Below are 18042 nucleotides of genomic sequence, written 5' to 3'. Positions count from 1 at the left end.
GGTCACATCATGAACACTTTAAGCAGAGCCTTTTTATCAGTACACCGTAAAAAGGGAAAAAGCATTGTGTTGTTCATGGTGCTGCTTGTCGTTTCAACCTTTGTTTTGGTAGGGCTTTCGATTAAATATTCTGCCGATACAGCAGCACAAGAACTAAGGCACTCTCTTGGTGGTAGTTTTGGGTTAGTGGTGGACAAATCTAAATCTGAAAACTTTATAGCCAGTGAAAATCAAAGCAGTGGTGTTCAATATGTCGGTGCGCCGTTAGATGATTCTGTGATTGAAGAAGTCTTAAAAACTCCTAATATTGAAAGCTACAATGCTTCTCAAATTGGAGAGGCAATACTGACCAATGCCAATGGAGAATATCTGGAACTGGTAGAGACCAATAATCAATACGATGATGATGAAACATTACTTCATACTGTTACCAGTGAAATGAATACGGACTCTGAAAAAAGCATCTTTTTTTCAAAAGGAACCTTTCAGATCACCGAAGGGCGTCACATTCTGCCGACAGATGAAAATGTTGTTCTCATAAGTAAAGAACTTGCAGGACTTAACAATTTAGAAGTTGGAGATCAAATCTGGCTTCAATCTTCGCAAGAAAAAACATCCAGCCCCTTCTCTATTGTAGGTATCTACGAAATCAAGGAACCACAACTTAATGCGGGGCTTGTACCGCCACCCTCTCTTTATCAGAACCGAATTTTCATTGACGATTCCAATGGGGAATCAGGAGAATATCAACGACTGGAATTTTATGTGAAAGATCCGGCTCAGCTTAGTAATACTATTGAATCTGCAAAAGAAAACGCCAATATTGCATGGGATGATTTTGCGTTAGAAACTGCCGATGAAGAATATCAGCGAACAGCGGCACCTTTGGAAAATATGTCTGTCCTGGTATCGTCCTTGTTGACCTGCTTAATTATTGGCAGTACCCTGGTGTTGTCTTTAATTCTAAGTCTTTGGATTAAGGGCCGTATTCATGAAACAGGTATATTGCTGGCTATGGGATACCGAAAGACGCAGATATTTCTGCAACATTTTGCAGAGGTCATGATGATCGCTGTGCTGGCATTTGGCATTTCTTTCTTTGCTGGCCAAGTCGTTGCGGATGTAACGGGTGATCTTCTCCTGCAAAATGTCTCCGCGCAAACCGAAACAATCGCCAGCGATACCGCCTCTTCTCTGGAAGTGGAAATAACTGTTCGTAACTTTGCGGCTGTTTGTGGAATTGGAACCTTAGTTGTAGCCTTCTCTGTGGGAATGTCTAACATCCCAGTGTTTCGCTTACAGCCCAAAGAGATATTAAGCAAAATGAGCTAAATGGAGGATTTAAGATTATGAGCATTTCGGAATTACCAGAATTGTCAAATTCATTTGATAAAAAAAGCAGCTCCCAAATCGGAGCGGGAAAAAGGTATGCCGTTTCCGGCCTTTCTGGATGTGGAAAGACTACTATGAAGCGCACAAGAAGAATAGTTATGCTGCTTTGTTCGGCTCTGATTTTCACATTGATCTTATCTGCCTGTGGAAATTCCTCATATAATGATCGCAACTTGATCCTTTCTAATGAGGATAGTTATACCTACCAAAAATGTGTAGACACCGGAAGTACGGACACTTCTCTGAAAAGAGAATTTCAAGGGTTCAACGGAAAAGACACCATTTGGATGCTCAATGCAGCAGAAGATACATCTATTTCTATTGACCTTTCGGCAGATTTGTCCAGCGGAAAATTCAAAGTCCTGCTTGTTTCCGAGGACAATAAAATTACCACCCTTTTAGAAGGTGATGATACGCAAAGCACTTCCGTCGATTTGAAAAAGGGTACAGCAAGAATCATACTTGTTGAGGATGGCACAAGCGGATCGTGTGAAATCACTTTAAGCGATATAAACAATGTAAGCGTGGATTCTCCTTCTGGGGGCTTAGATTCCGAAGAATGGATGAACGATTTTTTTGATGACTGGATGTAAGGAGATGTATGTTGATATGAGCATTTTAGAATTTTCCAATTTGAAATATAGTTATGACGGCAAGCAGCCTGTCCTTCGGGGCGTGAGCGGACAACTGGAACAGGGCAAACTCTACGCAATCCTGGGTCCTTCCGGCTGCGGTAAGACCACCCTGCTCTCCCTGATCGGTGGTCTGGATAGCCCCAGCAACGGCCAAATTTGTTTTGAAGGACAAGATATTGCCAAAACCGGTTTGTCTAATCATCGGAAAAACCATGTGGCATTTATCTTTCAGGCGTATAACCTGATCGACTATCTGACCCCCGCAGAGAATGTATCGCTGACCTCCAAGCTGCCGCCGTTGCCCATTCTGGAGCGCCTGGGCCTGACGAAAGAAGAAGCCAAGCGAAATGTGCTGAAACTCTCCGGCGGCCAGCAGCAGCGTGTAGCCATCGCCCGTGCCTTGGCAAGCGAGGCTCCGGTGATCCTGGCCGATGAGCCTACCGGCAATCTGGACGAGGACACTGCCCAGGACATTACAGAAATTCTCAAAGAGAGCGCCCACAAGATGAACAAGTGTGTGGTGGTCGTTACCCACTCCAATGAGCTGGCGAAGCAGGCCGATGTGGTGTTCCGGCTGAAAAAAGGTGAGCTGCAGGTGCTGGAGCGTACTCAGGATGGAAACGCCCAACCCCAATGCCGCAGAAACAATGCTCCCCGCAACGAGAGGAGGGCAAGATGATGGACGAGTTTTCTAAGCCCTCCAAAAAGGGCAGCATCCTCGCTGTGGCCTGCTACGTTTTTGCTGTGGTGCTGTTGATTACGGCCTTTATTTCCTTGGCGGCTTGTCATCAAAACATTTCCCGGCAGCTTGAGCAGGGCGTCCCTGTGCAGGGAAATGAACTGGCCATTGTGAATCTCTACTTAACAAGCTGTGTGCAGTATTTTGCCTTTGCCGCCGCCATGGTGTTTTGCGGCAAGGCTGCCCGCAGGGGGCTGGCAATCCAGAGCGAAGCGCCGGTACAGGTCACGCCCTATATGCTCAACGCCTCGGCAGAGGCCATCGGTCCCGATTATGCCGAGGAAGTTAAGCCGGAGGATGAAGATACGGATTTTGAGGCTTGGGGATTCCGGGAAAAGGAAGAATAAAAATCGACTGTAAAGAAGGATAGCTCAGATTCTTTTTGATTGACACTGAGGAACAGGGGGTGATAGTATGGGGCATTTCGCAGTATTTGATTTAACAGAATCCTGTGAAAAAATAGTCAGGAAACTTTTTGCGCTTCTCACAAAGACACAGCAAAAAGAATTGGAGCGTTTTATTTAGGACGTTACCGATAAAGGACAAGACTGAAAACAACATTTTATTGTGCAGTTACCCTAAATTCTTTCCTTTGTGACAAAATCGAACATCCAGAAAAAAACACGATTTGACAATCGTGTTTTTTTCATGCCCAAAAGGAGGCAACGGCCATGCCGGATATGAAATTTTCGAGCTATTTTTACGGCGACGAGGCGATGCAGTTTACCTACTTCCGCATCCCCTGCCAGCTTATCACCCACCCCCGCTTTAAGCACCTTTCCACGGACTCCAAGCTGCTCTATGGGATGCTGCTTGACCGCATGAGCCTGTCCATCAAAAACGAATGGTACGACGATACCGGGCGCGTCTACATTTACTACACTGTAGACGAGGTATGCAGCAATCTGAACTGCGGACGGGACAAGGCCATGAGGCTGCTGGCCGAGCTGGACACCGGCAAGGGCGTCGGTCTGATCGAGCGGAAGAAGCAGGGCCAAGGCAAGCCCACCCGGATATATGTCAAGCGTTTCACCACACAGGAGATGCCTCCCCAGCCTGAGAAGAAGCCGGAGCCTCCCGCGCCACCTCCTGGCGTCGAGTTTGCCGACGTGCAGAAGTCGGATTTTCCGACCTCAAGACGCCGCAAAAATCCACCTCAAGAAGTCGAGGAAACCGACCCTAATCAAACTAAAAGAAATCAACTTGATTTTATCCAGCCTGATCCATCCATCTATCCCCCAGCCCCCAGCGGGCGGCAAATGGGGATTGATCGATGCGAGGTGAGAGAGGAAGTCAAAGAAAATATCGAATATGAGCATTTACGGCAGGAGCTTCCTTACGACGATGTGGAGAGCCTTTTGGAGCTGATTGTGGACGTGTTGAGCAGCACGGCCTCCACCATACGGATTGGCGGTGAAGTCTTACCTGTGGATGCTGTCAGGCGGCGCTTTCGCCAGCTTGACAGCGAACATATCAAGTACATCATCGACTCCATGAGCCAGACAACCACAAAAATCAATAACATCCGGGCCTATCTGCTGACGGCGCTTTACAACGCGCCTATCACGATAGGCCCTTACTATTCCGCCGCCGTCCGGCACGATTTTGGTTAATGCGTCTCACCGTGAGACGCATTTTTTGGAGGGAAAGAAGATGCCCGAACACACGATAACGACAGATTGCGTCTGGAGAAATTGGCTAGGCGGGACGGTGGACGGCCTGCCCTTTGCCGCGAAAATCTGCGACATCAATTCCCCGGACGGCATCGACAACGGGCGCGTCCTCAAATTGTTTCTGTACACGGAGGACGGCGAACAGGAACTCGCCGCCTATGAGCGCGGCTGGTCAATCTATCCGACTGGCAAACAAGAGGCCAGCATGGATGCCCTGATCGCCTACTGCGCCACGCTCCCCCCTGCGGATAACTGGCATTTCCGGGCAGGCGGGGAAAACCCAACCTTGTGTTGAGAAATGCGTCTCACCATGAGACGTATTTTTTAGCAAATATTTTTAATCAGGAGGACTATAAATGGCAAATGAAATCAGCAAAACCCCGACCCAGGCGAAGCCCCAGGTGATCCCGCTGTCCAAAATCCATGACCTGCCCAACGTGTTCATCGCAAAGCCCCAGGACAAATCGCTGGGCAGTATGGTACTCAGCATTGAGAGCAGCGGCATCAAGGAGCCTGTCATTCTGCGCCAGCGGGACGATGGCGAGTATCAGCTTTTGTCCGGCTACCGCCGCCGCAGGGCCAGTGAGCTGGCGAAGAAGCCGGACATCCCCGCCCATGTCTATGAGATGACCATGCAGGAGGCCATCGCCTACCGCAAGGCGGTGAAGAACAATCCCAACGCTCCCATCCCCGGCAAGCTCCTTGAGCCTGTCCCCGATAAGGATATGACCAAGAGTGCAGAGGCCCCCGCCGCCCCCGGTGAGAAGCCCAAGGAGGACAAGGCCCCCGCCGCCCCCGGCGATAAGACCAAGGAGGACAAGGCCCCCGCCGCCCCCGGCGAGAAGCCCAAGGAGGACAAGGCCCCTGCCGCCCCCGGCGAGAAACCCAAGGAGGACAAAGCCCCCGCCGCCCCCGGCGAGAAGCCCAAAGAGGACAAGACCCCCGCTGCCCCCGGCGATACGCCCAAGGAGGACAAGGCCCCCGCCGCCCCCGGCGAGAAACCCAAGGAGGACAAGGCCCCTGCCGCCCCCGGCGAGAAACCCAAGGAGGACAAGGCTCCTGCCGCCCCCGGCGATACGCCCAAGGAGGACAAGACTCCTGCCGCCCCCGGTGAAAAGGATACACCTACCGTTGCCGAGCTGGAGGCCCAAGCGAAGTCCGGCCAACCCATTTCCCTGACTGACCTCGCCAATGCTGACAAAGCGGAGCGAGAGGCCCAAAAAGGCGGTACGGCAGAGACAGACCCTCCCGGTCAGGATAAGGGCGAAGCCCTGACCGCTGCCAAGGAGGGACCTGCCGGGACTGCTATCACGCAGATTTTTGAGAAGCGCCTCACGGCCCCTGACGAGGCGGCGCGGAAAACTCTGCCCACCCCGAAAGAGGGCGAGTCCTATTTTATCACCCTCCACCCGGCCTATCTGGAGAAATCCAGCTACAACAATTTTTCCGTGGATGTTGAAAGCGAGAACTTCAAGGAGCTTTTGAAATCCATTGAATTGGTGGGCATCAAAGACCCGGTGCTGGCCCGGTTCAACGAAAAGGGCGGGCTGGAAATCCTGTCCGGCCAGCGCCGCCATATTGCCGCCACCATGCTCAACCAGGCCGTCCCCACCATTATCCAGAAAATTGGCGACGCGGACGCCAAGATCATCGTGGCGGACGGAAACCTGCACCGGGACAAAATTTCCAGCTATGACCTGTCCCGCGCCCTGCGGATGAAGATGGAGGGCATGAAGCAGAAGGCGGGCCGCAGAAAGAAAGGCTTTTCCGCAAATGAGCTGCAAAGCGACGCAAAGCTGGCGCAGGAAATGGGCATGACCGTCTCCAAGCTCAACCGCCTGATCCGTATGTCAGAGGCAATCAAGGGCGTGTGCGACCTGGTTGACGAGGGCAAGCTCTCCATTTCCACCGCAGCCGAAATGTCCGCGCTGAAGCCCAAGACGCAGGAATCCGTTCTGCACCTGCTTGACCTGGGCTATAAGACCACCACTGACCGCATTATCCGCATGAAGAAAGCCGAGGGCGAGGGCAAGAAGCTGGACGAAATGGAATTGCGGAAGATTTTGGACGATAAGGACATCGCACCCAAGCAGCCGGAGCCGGTACAGCAGCCGGAGGCCCCCACCACCGGCGCGTCCCCGGAACCCGCTGGCGAACCGGCCCCCCAGCCGCCCATTCCCGCCTCTCCCGATGTTCCCCAGACCCCGGACACGCCCCCCGCCGCAGACATTCCCCCGTGGGAGGAGCCGGAAAAAGCTCCCGCCCCGGAGCAGGGCGCTGAACCGCCCGCCCATGATGCTCCCACCCTGGAGAGGGATGACGACCCGTTCAAGGGGACGCAGGAGCGGCCCGAAGTGACCAAGGTGATTTTGACCGGGGACCGCCTCCGCAAGTATTTCCCCGATGTGTCCATGACCCCCCGTGAGATTGAGGAAAGCGTGTACTCGGCGCTGGAGGAGCGCCGCCAGCGGCAGATGAAAGAGCAGCAGAAAGCAGCGATTTTCAAGAAAAGCGGTCCGACCCGGTGATTATCAGCCCGACCAGCAGCCGGATCGTCCCCGCAACGTGCGCCCAAAGGGGCGCTTTTTTTCTGCCCGAAAGCAGGTGACGGCCCGTAGCTGACAAATACTACCACGCCGTCTCCTGCTCAGGGGGCAAGGACTCGACGGCCATGCTCCTGCTTATGCTGGAGGCCGGGATGCCCATTGACTGCGTTCTCACGGCGGACACAGGCATGGAATTTCCCGAAATGTACCGCCATTGGGACAAAATCGACCAGGTATTGTATCAGGAGCGCGGCATCCACCTGACGATCCTGCGCCACCCCAAGGGTTTTGAATGGCTTATGTTCGACCAGCCGAAAGAAAAACCGAAAACACTTGAAAACCGGGCAAAGCTGGGTGTACCGCCCTATGGGAACGGCTGGCCGGGTATTCGTGTGCGCTGGTGTACCGGACAGCTCAAAACCCATCTGATCGCCAAGGAAGTCAATCGACTGAAAAAGGCGAAGAACGCCCTGCACTATGTTGGCATAGCGGCAGATGAACCGGCCCGCATAAAAGATGAGATTTACCCCCTTGTTGAATGGGGCATCACCGAGGCCCAGGCATTGAAAATCTGCTATGACCGGGGCTTTGACTGGAACGGCCTCTATGAGATTTATCACCGCTGTTCCTGCTGGTGCTGTCCCTTTCAGCGGATAGGCGAGTTGAAAAATCTGCGCTGTCATCACCCGGAGTTGTGGGCCAGACTGCGTGAACTGGACAAGCGGGCTTTAGACCAATTCGGACACAGCGCATTAGGCCGTTTCAAGGATAACTGGAATGTGGAGCAGTTGGAACATCGTTTTGCCGCTGAGGATGCTGCAAGAAAGGAGGCCGAGATGGAACAGGACAAGTCCAAGGAAATCCGCGATATGCTCAAGGGCGTACCGCCCAAAAATGTGATTATCGCCGTTGACGATCTGCCGCCCAAAACGCTGGAGCAGCACTTGAAAGACCGTCAGAAAGGGCAGAAAAAGCCTCAAAAGCGGAAGAAAGGCCGCTGATTATAAGACAGGGTGGAAATGCGTCTCACCGTGAGACGCATTTCCATCTTTCATGCCGGACTATCAGAGAGGATGATTTTTTGAACGAATACGAGCAGAAAAAACAAGAACGCATTGACCGTCTCCGCGAAAAGGCCAGTAAAGCCCGCGCCCAAAGTGATGCGCTGTCCAGGCAATCCTGGGATATGATTAGCGCAATTCCATCGGGCCAGCCGGTTATGGGCGCGGCAGACGCACGCTACCGCGAAAGGGCAGGCAATAAAATGCGCCAGTCCGTCGCGGCATCCGATAAAGCCGACTATTATGAGCGCAGGGCGCAGGCGGCAGAGAATAACACCGCCATTTCCTCCGATGATCCGGAGGCCATCGCCAAGCTGACGGAAAAGCTGGAGGGGCTGAAGCAGACCCAGGAATTTATGAAAGCGGTCAACGCCTATTACAAGAAGAACGGCACTTGCCAGGGCTTTCCAGGCTTGTCCGATGAAGAAGCGGCCAAGCTGGAGAGCGGTATGGAGTACCACCCGTGGGATAAAAAGCCGTTTGCCTCTTGTACATTGAGTAACAACAATCGGAATATACGCACCACGGAAAAGCGCATCCAGAAACTCTCCCAGGCAAAAGAGCTGGGATATACCGGCTGGGCCTTTGAGGGCGGCAGAGTTGAGGCTAACGGGGACAAAAACCGGCTGCAAATCTTTTTTGATGAAATCCCCAGCGAGGAAGTCCGAACAGAGCTGAAAGGCTGGGGCTTCAAATGGGCGCGGAGCGAGGGCGCATGGCAGCGGCAGTTGACGGACAACGCCATTTACGCCGCCAGCCGGATCAAGGCCATCCAGCCCACAGACGGAACCAATCCTATAAAAATCCAGCCGAAGCGGAAGAACCAGTCCGGCCCGACACGATAGGAGGCGCATCAATGAATGTTTTAGTTGTGGAACCCGGCTTTCTTCCCTATGAGAAAGAAATCAATGGCCTTGCCGAGATGCAAAAAACTGTCGGTGGACTTATTCAGGCAATTTACCCATTCCAGGAGGAAGTTGCCCTTGTATGTAATGAGAACGGCATATTTGAGGGCTTAGAGTTTAACCGCTCCATCCCGGAACGCAGTTACGGCGGCGTGTTTGGCACTTTTTTTGTGTGCGGCCTGGGCGAAGAAAATTTTATCTCCCTCACCCCGGAGCAGGTAAAGACCTATAAGGAGCGTTTCAAAAAAGCAGAGGTATTGATTGCTATGAACGGGGATAAGCCGTTCACGATCAAGGTGGACGCAGACCCCAAATATCCATCGGAACGACCGAGGCAGCCGCGCAAGCCTCCCACAAGGTAACGTGCCATGCCCTATGAGACTGACGAGCGCGTGGCCGAGCTGACGGATCGGCTGGAAAACGGCGTCAGGGAGCTGTACGCCAGCGACAGCTACGCTCAATACATCACCGCTATGGCAAAATTTCATCATTACAGTTTTGGAAATGCCCTGCTGATCCTCTTTCAGTGCCCCCACGCCACCAATGTTGCCGGGTATAACACCTGGACACAGTTGGGCCGTCAGGTGAAGAAAGGGGAAAAGGGCATCCAGATTTTAGCGCCTTGTAACTTCCGGGCCACGCTGGAACGGGAGAAGATCGACCCATTGTCCGGGCAGACGATTTACGGGCCGGACGGAAAACCGCTTACGGAAAAAGTGAAAATTTCCCCAAACCGCTTTAAGATCGCCCATGTTTTCGATCTGAGCCAGACCGAGGGGCGGGAGCTGCCACAAATCGGCGTTTCCGAATTGAGCGGCGATGTGGCGGGCTATACCGGCATCTATGACCGGCTGACCGCCCTATCCCCTCTGCCGGTTATGCAGGAGGCTTTTGAGCGGAGCGCAAAGGGCTACACCAGCTTTATGGAGAACAGAATCGTTATCAAGCCCGGAATGAGCCAGGTACAGACAATCAAAACCCTGGTGCATGAGATTGCCCACGCGAAGCTGCACCAGCCGCAGGATCTGTTGGCAGTACCATCGCCAGCGGAAAAACGGCGCAAGGAAGTGGAGGCCGAAAGCATCGCCTATGTTGTGTGCCAGCATTTTGGCATTGACACCACAGACTACTCCCTCGCCTATGTTGCCAGTTGGAGCAAGGGCACGGAACTTGCCGAGCTAAAAGCCTCGCTCAACGTGATCCACTCCACAGCCGGGGAAATCATTGACGCTATCTCCCCGCCCCCGCCGAAGCTGGAGCGGACACAGGAACAGCGCCCCCGCCAGAAAGGAAAACGCCGCGCACAAAAAACACGAAGATAGGAGTTGACCCTATGGAAAAAAAGACCGGGCAGACGCCCCTGCGGGAAATTGAGATTTTCGGTATTCCCGCCCTGTTCACGGATCAGGACATCCCGCCCGACGAGCAAAGCCCTGATATGTTCTACTATGAGCTGGTGAGCGCCGATGGCAGCGCGGCCCTTTTGGGGACGGTACTGACCTTGATCCCTGTGGAAATCCCGGAGAGCGGCGAACGGGACGTTTACGACAGCGACCTTATGCTGGACACCGTGGGGGAGCTGCTGACCCCGGAGGAATTTGCGGAAAAGTACCTCTCCCCGGTGAACGGCCCCGACCTGGACGAACGCTATGGAAAAGAAGATTGATATTATTCCGTTTTTGGCGGGAATTGTGGAGGAAAACACCCAACACTATCAATCGGATTTTGCCTATGACGAAAAGCGCCTGCAAGCCGCCATGCTGGAAATCAGCCAGGAAGATCGTACATTTCTCTGGATGAGCCGCCCCTGCGGGACACTGTGCGTCCCGGAACGGGAGGCATTTATCAAGGAAAGCACAGCACACATCGCCTGGACGCATTACGACTATGACGCGGAGCATATCAAGGCGTACCGTGTCATCGTTGAACCTGGACGGGAGGGCGCATCTGTGCTGGGCCAAGTTAAGCCCCTGCGATATGGAGAGCAGGTAGAGCGTGTGAAGCGGAACGCCGTCCACGCTGAAATGGTAGAACTGACCTTTGCGGACGGCACAGAGCTTGAACTGCCCTATGCAGCATATTCTGGGCACTTTCACAGTCTGATTAACGACCACGGGCGTATTGAACGCATCCACTATAAACCCGGAAATGAGCTGGAGCTGGACTGTGTTCTCCAGAAAGAGCGCATCGCCTCTGCCGTCAGAAAGAGGACGCCCCGTAAGAAGAAACCGGCTGTAAGGTAGCACCCACAGCGGACAGCGCCGCCGAAAGGCGGTGCTGTCCGAGCAAGTATGTCATTTGGTAGCACACCAAATGACCCTTGTTAAGGGGCGAAGCCCCCTTAAACCCCCCAGCGAAATACGTCTCACCGTGAGACGTATTTCCGGCATCAATCAAGGAGGCGATTTTCAAGAGACTCTTTTGTAAACAGAAATGTTCAGATTGTTAACTATTCTTTGTTAGCTGTTCTGAAATCCAGTTTGTAATCGGCTTAAAAATGATATAAAAACAATATCCTATCATTCCACCAATTACATTAGTAATCAAGTCCGTAATGTCCGAAGAACGGGAACCGCTAATCAGCGGTTGCAGCAACTCAATGCCAAGGCTCAAAAGAAAGCAACAGAATATCGTTTTGAAAAAACCTGATTTTTGACCTTGCGAAAGCGGGTATAGAAAGCCAAACGGTACAGTCATAATGATATTTAACACTATCTGCCTGAGAAAATCTCCCCTGCCCGATAACACATCTACAAATGGCACCATATTCATAGGAGTGTAGGGGTGATTGAAAATAAAGGGGAGTTTCACTATGATTGGCATCAAAGTGAAAAAAACCACAAAAGATAGATACACATACATGAGCGTGTTAAAAAACAATGTATCTCTACCTTTGCTTTTCCATCTTTTGAAGAAGTAGAACGCATATAAGATAGCCAACGCTATAAAATCTATTACATATTTTAAGGCATATTTCATAATATCGTTTCTTTTCAATTATGGATTTGTAAAAAAATTATAGCACAGGAACAAAGCACATTCAATGCCAATTTAATATTGCAGAAATGCGTCTCACGGTGAGACGTATTTTTTACTGCCCACCGAAAGGAGGATGCCATGAGGAAACGCAATCGCCATGTGAGCGTGTGGATGAATGAGCAGGAATACCGGCACCTGAAGAAGCAGGCCGAGCTTGCGGGGCTGGGCATTGACCCGTTTCTCCGCGCACTCACCGCTGGAGTACAACTGCGCCCCCGCCCGCCCGACACCTATGCCGCCCTGCTCCGGGAGCTGTCGGCCATCGGCAATAATGTAAATCAGATCGCGTATTGGGCCAACGCCACCAAGGGCATCGGCAAAGCGGAGATTGCGGAGGCCGCCGCTTTAGTCCGGCAGGCGTGGCGCACGGTAAAGGAGACGCTGTAATTGGCCTACGACAAAATCATCACCCTGCACGGGCGCATGGATCACTGCATTGACTATGTGCTGAACGAGGAAAAAACCGGCCTCGCCGCCGCGCTGGCCTATGCGGAGAACCCGGACAAGACGCACCAGCTTGTCACAGGCATCAACTGCTACCCGGACACCGCCCTGTCGGATATGCGCGCCACCAAGAGGCGCTGGGACAAAAAGGGTGGCGTTTTGGGCTACCATATCATCCATTCCTACGCCCCCGGCGAGGTAACGCCGGATGAGGCCCACGCCGCCGGGGTGGAATTTGCCCGCCGTCTGCTGGGGGACAAGTACGAGGTTGTTGTGGCGACCCATGTTGATCGGGCGCATCTCCACTGTCACATCGTTTTCAATTCCGTTTCCTTTGTGGACGGGAAGAAATACCGCAGCGACTTCCAAAGTTATTTTGGGGATCTGCGCGGCACGTCCAACGAGGTAAGCCGGGAGCGCGGCCTGTCGGTCATTGAGCCGCAGGGCCACGGAAAACATTATACCGAGTGGACAGCGGAAAAACAAGGGCGAAAAATCGTGATGGCCGGGGTCATGCAGGACATTGACGCAGCCATCGGGGAGAGCTTTACTTTTGACTCCTTCCTCGCCGCTCTGCGGCGGCAGGGCTATACCATTAAATATGGCTCGAATGTGAAGCATACCGCCGTCCAGCCTCCCGGCGGGGACTATGTGTTCCGGCTGGACAGCCTGGGCGACGGTTACACCGAAGCCCACATCCGGGAACGGCTGGCGGCGGCGCGGCGGGGCGAACCCTACGAGCTGCCCCTGCCGCCGTCTGCGCCGCCCATACCGCTGGTACGCCCCATTCCCCAGGTAAAAAAACGTTATACCGTTCGAGGGGGCGCTGTCCCCCGTCAGCCGCGCCGGAAAGTGCGCGGCTTTCGTGCGCTCTATCTGCGCTACTTATATTTACTCAACGGCTACCGCCGCCCCCGGCGCACCCCGCCGCCCCCGGCTGTTCGCCGGGAAGTGGCAAAGCTCCAACGCTACCAAAAACAATTCTGTTTTCTACTGCAATACCGCATAGAGACGGACAGCCAGCTTGCCATGCTGGGCGACGCCCTGCAAGGCCAGATTGACCTGCTGGTGGACTATCGCCGGGAGTTGTACGGGGCGCGGCGCGAGGGCCGGGACGTGGAGGCCGAGCTGGAAACTGTCAATGACAAGCTGCGCTCCACCCGCCGCGAGTTGACGATCTGCCGAAAAATTATGGAGGATATTCCGAAAATCAGGGATCGGGAGCAGCTCATGCGGCAGGAAGAACGGAGCAGCCATAAGGCCGTCCGGGATCGAACGGACGAGCAAGTAAGAAAGGAGAAGAAAGGCAAATGGATGTAAGTGCTGAAGCTGCCGACGTTGTAGTACGGGAGAGCTTACAGGCGACCGAGGCGGCGGCGAAGCTGACCCTGGAGGGCGTGAAGAATGTCGCCGCCCTTCTGCTGGCGATTGCCAAGCAGGACATGAAAGTGGTGGGCCAGACCACGGCCAAGCGGCTGGCCCGCGACCCGGCCCCCGCCGTGGTCATTCCCATCAAGGCCGAGGACAAGGCCAAATTCCAGAAGCTGGCCAAGGAGTTTGGAGTCCTCTACTTTTTCGCTCAGAAAAAGGGGAATGACAACGGGATGCTTAATGTGGTTTCCAATGAGAACTACGCCGCCCTGCTCAACGCCATCATGCAGCAGTTGGGCTACCCCATTCCCCAAAAGGAACAGGAGGAGGACACGCAAAAAAAAGCGAAGTCCCGCGCTCCACAAAAGAAATCCTCGCCAGAGCGCGGGAGTGGCTTGAAACCGTCTCAGACGACTGCGGCGGCTGTTGAACCGGACTCCCCCACCAAGAAGAAGCTGGATCAGTTACAGCGGCTGGCGGCACAGTCCCGCCCTGGGCCGGAAAAAACGAACAGAAAGGTAAGGTGAATCTATGCCAAGTTTAAGTGAAATCCTTAACTCCAAGGCTGAGAGCAAGCAGCAGCGCACCGAGAACCGCAGGGCCGAACGTAATCAGTTGTCCCAAACACGGGACGGGGCGCTGATGGCCATTACAGCCAACCCCGATCTCTACACACGCTTCCTTATTTTGCAGGCGGACAACATCGGCCTGAGCGCCGGGAATATCGCCCTGACCCTATCGCAGATGGCAGACCCCACCAAGATCGGCACCACCGATTTTTGGCATAAACAGGGCCGGTATGTGATGGACGAGGAAATGAGCAAGGGGGCGGCGGTTTTCGTCCCGTCCCGCAACCCCAATTTCCGGGGCTACCTTATGGGTAACTACTACGATGTAAGCCAGACCACCGGCAGACCCATGAGAGAACCTGAGCCGCTGACCGAGGGCAGCGAGAGACTGAACGCGGCGTTTGCCGCCCTGTTGGATACCGCCCCTGTGGGCTTCATCGAAAACACGGGGCTGGAAGTGCCCGTGCGCTACAATGAGCGCGAATGTATTCTGGAAATCAACACGGGGTACAGCACCCTGGAAGTGTTCGCCGCCCTCGCCACCGAGATCAGCTTTGCCCGCCTCCATGACCGGGGCATGAACCGGGACTATGACCGGGGCGCGTTCCAGTTGAACGCCGAGAGCGTCGGCTTCATGGTGTGCCGCCGTTTCGGGGTGGACTGCCCCGTGCCGGACGCGGCGGGCGTACAGCAGTTTTACAGCTACTATTCGCCGGATGACCGCGGAAAGTCCCTGGACTTCATGCGGCAGACCGCCCGGAATATGGGCGACACCGTGGAGCGTGGCATCCAGCCCCGCCAGCAGGAGCATACCGCCAGCCGGGGCAGCAATAACCGGCAATACGGCAGGCGGTAATCAGTCGGCACGATCCGGGGTATGCCCCCAGCCCCGCGGATTTTACACCACCGGCCTTTGTCCGTCAAGGCCAAGGCAAGCCGCGCCGCCCGCTGGGGCGGTCGGCGCGGGCCTTGACTGCCAAAGTCCGCCGGTGCTTTTAGTAATCAAGGGGGGGGCATACCCCAAAAACCGGCTTGCGCCGGTTTTTGCTACTATGGGGAGACGGGTGCGTTTCCCGGAAAGTCCGGCGGTTATCGCTGGCGGGGGTGGCGGGCGCGTCCGCGCCCCGGAACCGGCAAAAATGCGTTTCACGGTGAGACGCATTTTTTATTTCACCGAGAAAGGAGGGGACCAGCCGTATCAACATAGCGTATCACATGGACTGCACAGATATTTTGTGGGAGCTGCCGGAAAACGCCTTTGACCTCGCTGTTGTCGATCCCCCATACGGCCTCAACATTCGGGGCGATATGGGGCGGCGCAAGGGCAAGCCCCGCAAATACAAACCCGTATTCTGGGACGCCAAGCCGCCTCCCCCGGAGTATTTCCGGGAGCTGCGGCGCGTGTCCAGGCACCAAATCATATGGGGGGCCAACCACTTCATCAGTATGCTCCCCGCCGCCGACAGCCACTGCTGGCTGTGCTGGGACAAGAAGTATTCCCCGGAAGTCTCCTTTGCGTCCTTTGAATTGGCCTGGACGAATTTTGACCTGACCTGCAAACGGATCGCCCTGTCCCCGGTACAGCCGGGCCGCATCCACCCCACGCAAAAGCCCATCGCACTCTATGCCTGGATATACGCCCTGTTCGCCAAACCGGGCGACAAAATCCTGGACACCCATTTAGGCAGCGGGAGCAGCCGGATCGCCGCCTATGACGCAGGGCTGGACTTCACCGGCTATGAGATTGACGGCGACTATTTTGAAGCGCAGGAACGGCGCTTTGCCGCCTATGTACGAGAATACCCACATTAAGAAACGAGGAGGTTTTTCCATGAAGAAACACCACAGGCTGTTTTCCCTGGCCTCCGCGCTCCTGCTGGCCCTGGCCGCTTTGCCCTGCACGGCGCTGGCGGCGGAGACAGAGGGAACGGAACCGGCCCAGGGAGCGCCGCCCCCTGCGGTCCTTTACCCCGCAGAGGTACGGGCGAGCGAGGAAAACGGCATGATCCGGCTGGAAAAGGTTTATTACCTCTCCACCCGTGACGACCCCGCCGCCATTCCCACCGGGGACTTTGACCGGGAGGGCCGTCACTACACGCTGCTGGACGTTCTGAAGAACGACCTGAGCGAGACGGACGCCAAGGACTACATCGAGGTTGTCACGCTGGACAGCAGCACCAAGGATATGGCCGAGATTATCAAGATGCTGGAGCCGGAGCGTGAGATCGCCACCGAGGACGGCTACACCGGCATTTTGAAGCCCGACTACACCAAAATCACCGTGGAGGCCGCTGGCTATAAGAATAACAGCTGGACGGTATCTGCCACCCGCACTTACCCCAACCTGTCCGACGCCGACGCCTCCCTCATCCCCAAGACCATCACGGACAGCGGACGGACGCTGACGCTGGCGGGCGTAGACTGGCAGGAGGCGGGGGAGTTTTACAACGCCATCGCCAGCTACACCGGCACCGCCAGCGGGCGCAGCGTCACCGGGTACACCGTCTCCGTGGAGTACAGCGGCGAAGTCACCAAGACCAGCCGGGACACGGTGATTTATACCGCCGTGTTTTCTGCGGAAAATGCGTCTCACGGTGAGACGCATTTAGACCCGGACCCCACCGCCATCCCGGAGGGCGGCGAACCCCAGCAGACCCAGCCCCCGGAACCGGCCCAGGACAGCGGCGGGAGCGTCGCCGGGAAAATCGTAGTCACAGCTCTGGCCGGGATCGCCGCCCTCGCCATCATTGGTTACGGCGGCTGGCGGGGCTACAAATTTATCCGAGATAAGAAACGGGGGTATGTCTAAATGAAAAAGTATCTTTCCACCCTGCTGGCCGTCTGCCTTGTGCTGACGGCGCTTTCCATGCCCGCCTCCGCGTTGGAATACACCTTTGACAACCCGCCCACCGGGGATTTTGGCACGCCTACCAGTACGGAGGACATCATCCAGACCGGGGCCGAACCCGCCAACAAGGACAGGAGCAAGAGCAGCGCCCTCATTCCTCCCGGTTTTGGGACGCCTACCAGTTACCTGCCCAATTCCGGGGAGTACCTGACCCCGAACCTTGCGGCGGACGGCCCCCTGAGCGGGAACTACACCCTCACCGTGACGGGCGGCACGAACGGCGGCACACCGGCCCTCCCCGGCGCGGTTGACACGTCCGCGCCCACCAGTCCGGCCTATCCCACCACCAGCGGTCCTGTCACCGCATTTACCGACGTGACCGCCGACCTCTACTACCGCAACGGCAGTTTGGGCACACTGGAAATCCCGTCCATCGGCTTGAGTGTCAATATCTATCAGGGCACGGACAGCGCCGCTTTGAAAAAGGGGGCGGGCCACTTCACCAACACCAGCATCTGGAATGGAAATGTTGCGTTGGCTGGGCACAACCGGGGGATAAATAATCATTTTGGCAAAATCCATACACTTGACACGGGCAACACCATCACCCTCACCACGGCCCTGGGAACCCGGACCTACACTGTTACCAGTGTTGCAAAGGTTGACGTGATGGACAACACCATGCTGGAGGCCACCAGCGACAACTGCATCACCCTTTTTACCTGTGTGATGAACCAGCCCAGCTACCGCTGGTGCGTCCGGGCAGTCGAGGCTTGACACGCCATTTTTGGACAATTTCTTCCGAATGTAGTATAATAAT

The 18042-nt window shown here is 54.9% G+C and carries 20 protein-coding genes and 1 pseudogene; 20 read left to right on the top strand and 1 reads right to left on the bottom strand.

Annotation, left to right across the window (positions count from 1 at the left end; all coding sequences use genetic code 11):
* Positions 1-9: 9 nt before the first annotated feature.
* The 13 genes and pseudogenes from U8U68_RS12905 (at position 10) to U8U68_RS12845 (ending at position 11194) form a co-directional block, all read left to right on the top strand.
* Positions 10-1332, top strand: a complete 1323-nt coding sequence (locus U8U68_RS12905; RefSeq protein ID WP_322201420.1) for an ABC transporter permease — start codon at positions 10-12, stop codon at positions 1330-1332.
* 17 nt (positions 1333-1349) lie between these two features.
* Positions 1350-1985: a hypothetical protein gene (locus U8U68_RS12900; protein WP_322201418.1), complete on the top strand. Its 636-nt coding sequence runs from the start codon at positions 1350-1352 to the stop codon at positions 1983-1985.
* A gap of 16 nt (positions 1986-2001) precedes the next feature.
* Positions 2002-2706 carry an ABC transporter ATP-binding protein gene (locus tag U8U68_RS12895; RefSeq protein WP_016217829.1) on the top strand — a complete coding sequence of 235 codons (705 nt, stop codon included), beginning with the start codon at positions 2002-2004 and terminating at the stop codon, positions 2704-2706.
* The gene (locus U8U68_RS12890; RefSeq protein WP_322201414.1) at positions 2703-3113 is read left to right on the top strand and encodes a hypothetical protein; all 411 of its coding nucleotides are present in this window, start codon (positions 2703-2705) and stop codon (positions 3111-3113) included. The genes U8U68_RS12895 and U8U68_RS12890 overlap by 4 nt, the downstream gene beginning before the upstream one ends.
* Positions 3114-3437: 324 nt before the next feature.
* The gene (locus U8U68_RS12885; protein WP_322201412.1) at positions 3438-4379 is read left to right on the top strand and encodes a replication initiator protein A; all 942 of its coding nucleotides are present in this window, start codon (positions 3438-3440) and stop codon (positions 4377-4379) included.
* Positions 4380-4419: 40 nt separating this feature from the next.
* Positions 4420-4734 carry a DUF7678 domain-containing protein gene (locus U8U68_RS12880; protein WP_289387453.1) on the top strand — a complete coding sequence of 105 codons (315 nt, stop codon included), beginning with the start codon at positions 4420-4422 and terminating at the stop codon, positions 4732-4734.
* 61 nt (positions 4735-4795) lie between these two features.
* Positions 4796-6967, top strand: coding sequence for a ParB N-terminal domain-containing protein (locus U8U68_RS12875; protein ID WP_322201409.1), 2172 nt, complete (start codon positions 4796-4798; stop codon positions 6965-6967).
* A gap of 119 nt (positions 6968-7086) precedes the next feature.
* Positions 7087-7986 (top strand): annotated as a pseudogene (locus U8U68_RS12870) (phosphoadenosine phosphosulfate reductase domain-containing protein); the annotation flags it as partial.
* An 80-nt stretch (positions 7987-8066) separates the two neighbouring features.
* Entirely contained in the window at positions 8067-8891 is an 825-nt protein-coding gene (locus U8U68_RS12865; protein WP_289387457.1) for a DUF3560 domain-containing protein, read from the top strand.
* Between the two features lie 11 nt (positions 8892-8902).
* Positions 8903-9313 carry a DUF3846 domain-containing protein gene (locus U8U68_RS12860; RefSeq protein ID WP_289387459.1) on the top strand — a complete coding sequence of 137 codons (411 nt, stop codon included), beginning with the start codon at positions 8903-8905 and terminating at the stop codon, positions 9311-9313.
* 6 nt (positions 9314-9319) lie between these two features.
* Complete coding sequence (locus U8U68_RS12855; protein WP_289387460.1) at positions 9320-10273, top strand: ArdC-like ssDNA-binding domain-containing protein; 954 nt, start codon at positions 9320-9322, stop codon at positions 10271-10273.
* 11 nt (positions 10274-10284) lie between these two features.
* Entirely contained in the window at positions 10285-10617 is a 333-nt protein-coding gene (locus U8U68_RS12850; protein WP_322201405.1) for an LPD28 domain-containing protein, read from the top strand.
* Positions 10601-11194 carry a hypothetical protein gene (locus U8U68_RS12845; RefSeq protein WP_257591204.1) on the top strand — a complete coding sequence of 198 codons (594 nt, stop codon included), beginning with the start codon at positions 10601-10603 and terminating at the stop codon, positions 11192-11194. Before U8U68_RS12850 ends, U8U68_RS12845 begins: the two co-directional genes overlap by 17 nt.
* A gap of 202 nt (positions 11195-11396) precedes the next feature.
* Here the strand turns inward: U8U68_RS12845 and U8U68_RS12840 are convergent, their stop codons facing one another.
* A complete protein-coding gene (locus tag U8U68_RS12840; protein ID WP_289387467.1) occupies positions 11397-11930 on the bottom strand; it encodes a VanZ family protein in 534 nt (177 codons plus the stop codon).
* A 138-nt stretch (positions 11931-12068) separates the two neighbouring features.
* Here U8U68_RS12840 and U8U68_RS12835 point away from each other — a divergent pair, with 138 nt between their 5' ends.
* From U8U68_RS12835 to U8U68_RS12805, 7 genes are all read left to right on the top strand, one after another.
* Positions 12069-12377: a MobC family plasmid mobilization relaxosome protein gene (locus U8U68_RS12835; protein ID WP_289387469.1), complete on the top strand. Its 309-nt coding sequence runs from the start codon at positions 12069-12071 to the stop codon at positions 12375-12377.
* Positions 12378-13754, top strand: coding sequence for a relaxase/mobilization nuclease domain-containing protein (locus U8U68_RS12830; protein WP_289387471.1), 1377 nt, complete (start codon positions 12378-12380; stop codon positions 13752-13754).
* Entirely contained in the window at positions 13745-14332 is a 588-nt protein-coding gene (locus U8U68_RS12825) for a DUF3801 domain-containing protein (protein ID WP_289387473.1), read from the top strand. Before U8U68_RS12830 ends, U8U68_RS12825 begins: the two co-directional genes overlap by 10 nt.
* A 4-nt stretch (positions 14333-14336) precedes the next feature.
* A complete protein-coding gene (locus tag U8U68_RS12820) occupies positions 14337-15230 on the top strand; it encodes a hypothetical protein (protein WP_322201400.1) in 894 nt (297 codons plus the stop codon).
* Between the two features lie 359 nt (positions 15231-15589).
* Entirely contained in the window at positions 15590-16186 is a 597-nt protein-coding gene (locus U8U68_RS12815) for a DNA methyltransferase (RefSeq protein ID WP_289387478.1), read from the top strand.
* 19 nt (positions 16187-16205) lie between these two features.
* Positions 16206-17183 (top strand): hypothetical protein, encoded by a 978-nt coding sequence (locus tag U8U68_RS12810; protein WP_289387480.1) that lies wholly within the window; start codon positions 16206-16208, stop codon positions 17181-17183.
* The gene (locus U8U68_RS12805) at positions 17184-17999 is read left to right on the top strand and encodes a class D sortase (protein WP_289387482.1); all 816 of its coding nucleotides are present in this window, start codon (positions 17184-17186) and stop codon (positions 17997-17999) included.
* Positions 18000-18042 lie beyond the last annotated feature (43 nt).

It is taken from the genome of Acutalibacter intestini, from assembly GCF_034334985.1.
GTDB lineage: Bacteria > Bacillota > Clostridia > Oscillospirales > Acutalibacteraceae > Acutalibacter > Acutalibacter intestini.
The sequence above is the reverse complement of the archived record's forward strand: the minus strand, read 5'-3'. Positions and strand labels throughout refer to the sequence as shown.

Coding starts and splice junctions, on each gene's coding strand:
- U8U68_RS12905 (WP_322201420.1), top strand. CDS start 10: ATGAACACTTTAAGCAGAGCCTTTTTATCAGTACACCGTAAAAAGGGA.
- U8U68_RS12900 (WP_322201418.1), top strand. CDS start 1,350: ATGAGCATTTCGGAATTACCAGAATTGTCAAATTCATTTGATAAAAAA.
- U8U68_RS12895 (WP_016217829.1), top strand. CDS start 2,002: ATGAGCATTTTAGAATTTTCCAATTTGAAATATAGTTATGACGGCAAG.
- U8U68_RS12890 (WP_322201414.1), top strand. CDS start 2,703: ATGATGGACGAGTTTTCTAAGCCCTCCAAAAAGGGCAGCATCCTCGCT.
- U8U68_RS12885 (WP_322201412.1), top strand. CDS start 3,438: ATGCCGGATATGAAATTTTCGAGCTATTTTTACGGCGACGAGGCGATG.
- U8U68_RS12880 (WP_289387453.1), top strand. CDS start 4,420: ATGCCCGAACACACGATAACGACAGATTGCGTCTGGAGAAATTGGCTA.
- U8U68_RS12875 (WP_322201409.1), top strand. CDS start 4,796: ATGGCAAATGAAATCAGCAAAACCCCGACCCAGGCGAAGCCCCAGGTG.
- U8U68_RS12860 (WP_289387459.1), top strand. CDS start 8,903: ATGAATGTTTTAGTTGTGGAACCCGGCTTTCTTCCCTATGAGAAAGAA.
- U8U68_RS12855 (WP_289387460.1), top strand. CDS start 9,320: ATGCCCTATGAGACTGACGAGCGCGTGGCCGAGCTGACGGATCGGCTG.
- U8U68_RS12850 (WP_322201405.1), top strand. CDS start 10,285: ATGGAAAAAAAGACCGGGCAGACGCCCCTGCGGGAAATTGAGATTTTC.
- U8U68_RS12845 (WP_257591204.1), top strand. CDS start 10,601: ATGGAAAAGAAGATTGATATTATTCCGTTTTTGGCGGGAATTGTGGAG.
- U8U68_RS12840 (WP_289387467.1), bottom strand. CDS start 11,930: ATGAAATATGCCTTAAAATATGTAATAGATTTTATAGCGTTGGCTATC.
- U8U68_RS12835 (WP_289387469.1), top strand. CDS start 12,069: ATGAGGAAACGCAATCGCCATGTGAGCGTGTGGATGAATGAGCAGGAA.
- U8U68_RS12825 (WP_289387473.1), top strand. CDS start 13,745: ATGGATGTAAGTGCTGAAGCTGCCGACGTTGTAGTACGGGAGAGCTTA.
- U8U68_RS12820 (WP_322201400.1), top strand. CDS start 14,337: ATGCCAAGTTTAAGTGAAATCCTTAACTCCAAGGCTGAGAGCAAGCAG.
- U8U68_RS12815 (WP_289387478.1), top strand. CDS start 15,590: ATGGACTGCACAGATATTTTGTGGGAGCTGCCGGAAAACGCCTTTGAC.
- U8U68_RS12810 (WP_289387480.1), top strand. CDS start 16,206: ATGAAGAAACACCACAGGCTGTTTTCCCTGGCCTCCGCGCTCCTGCTG.
- U8U68_RS12805 (WP_289387482.1), top strand. CDS start 17,184: ATGAAAAAGTATCTTTCCACCCTGCTGGCCGTCTGCCTTGTGCTGACG.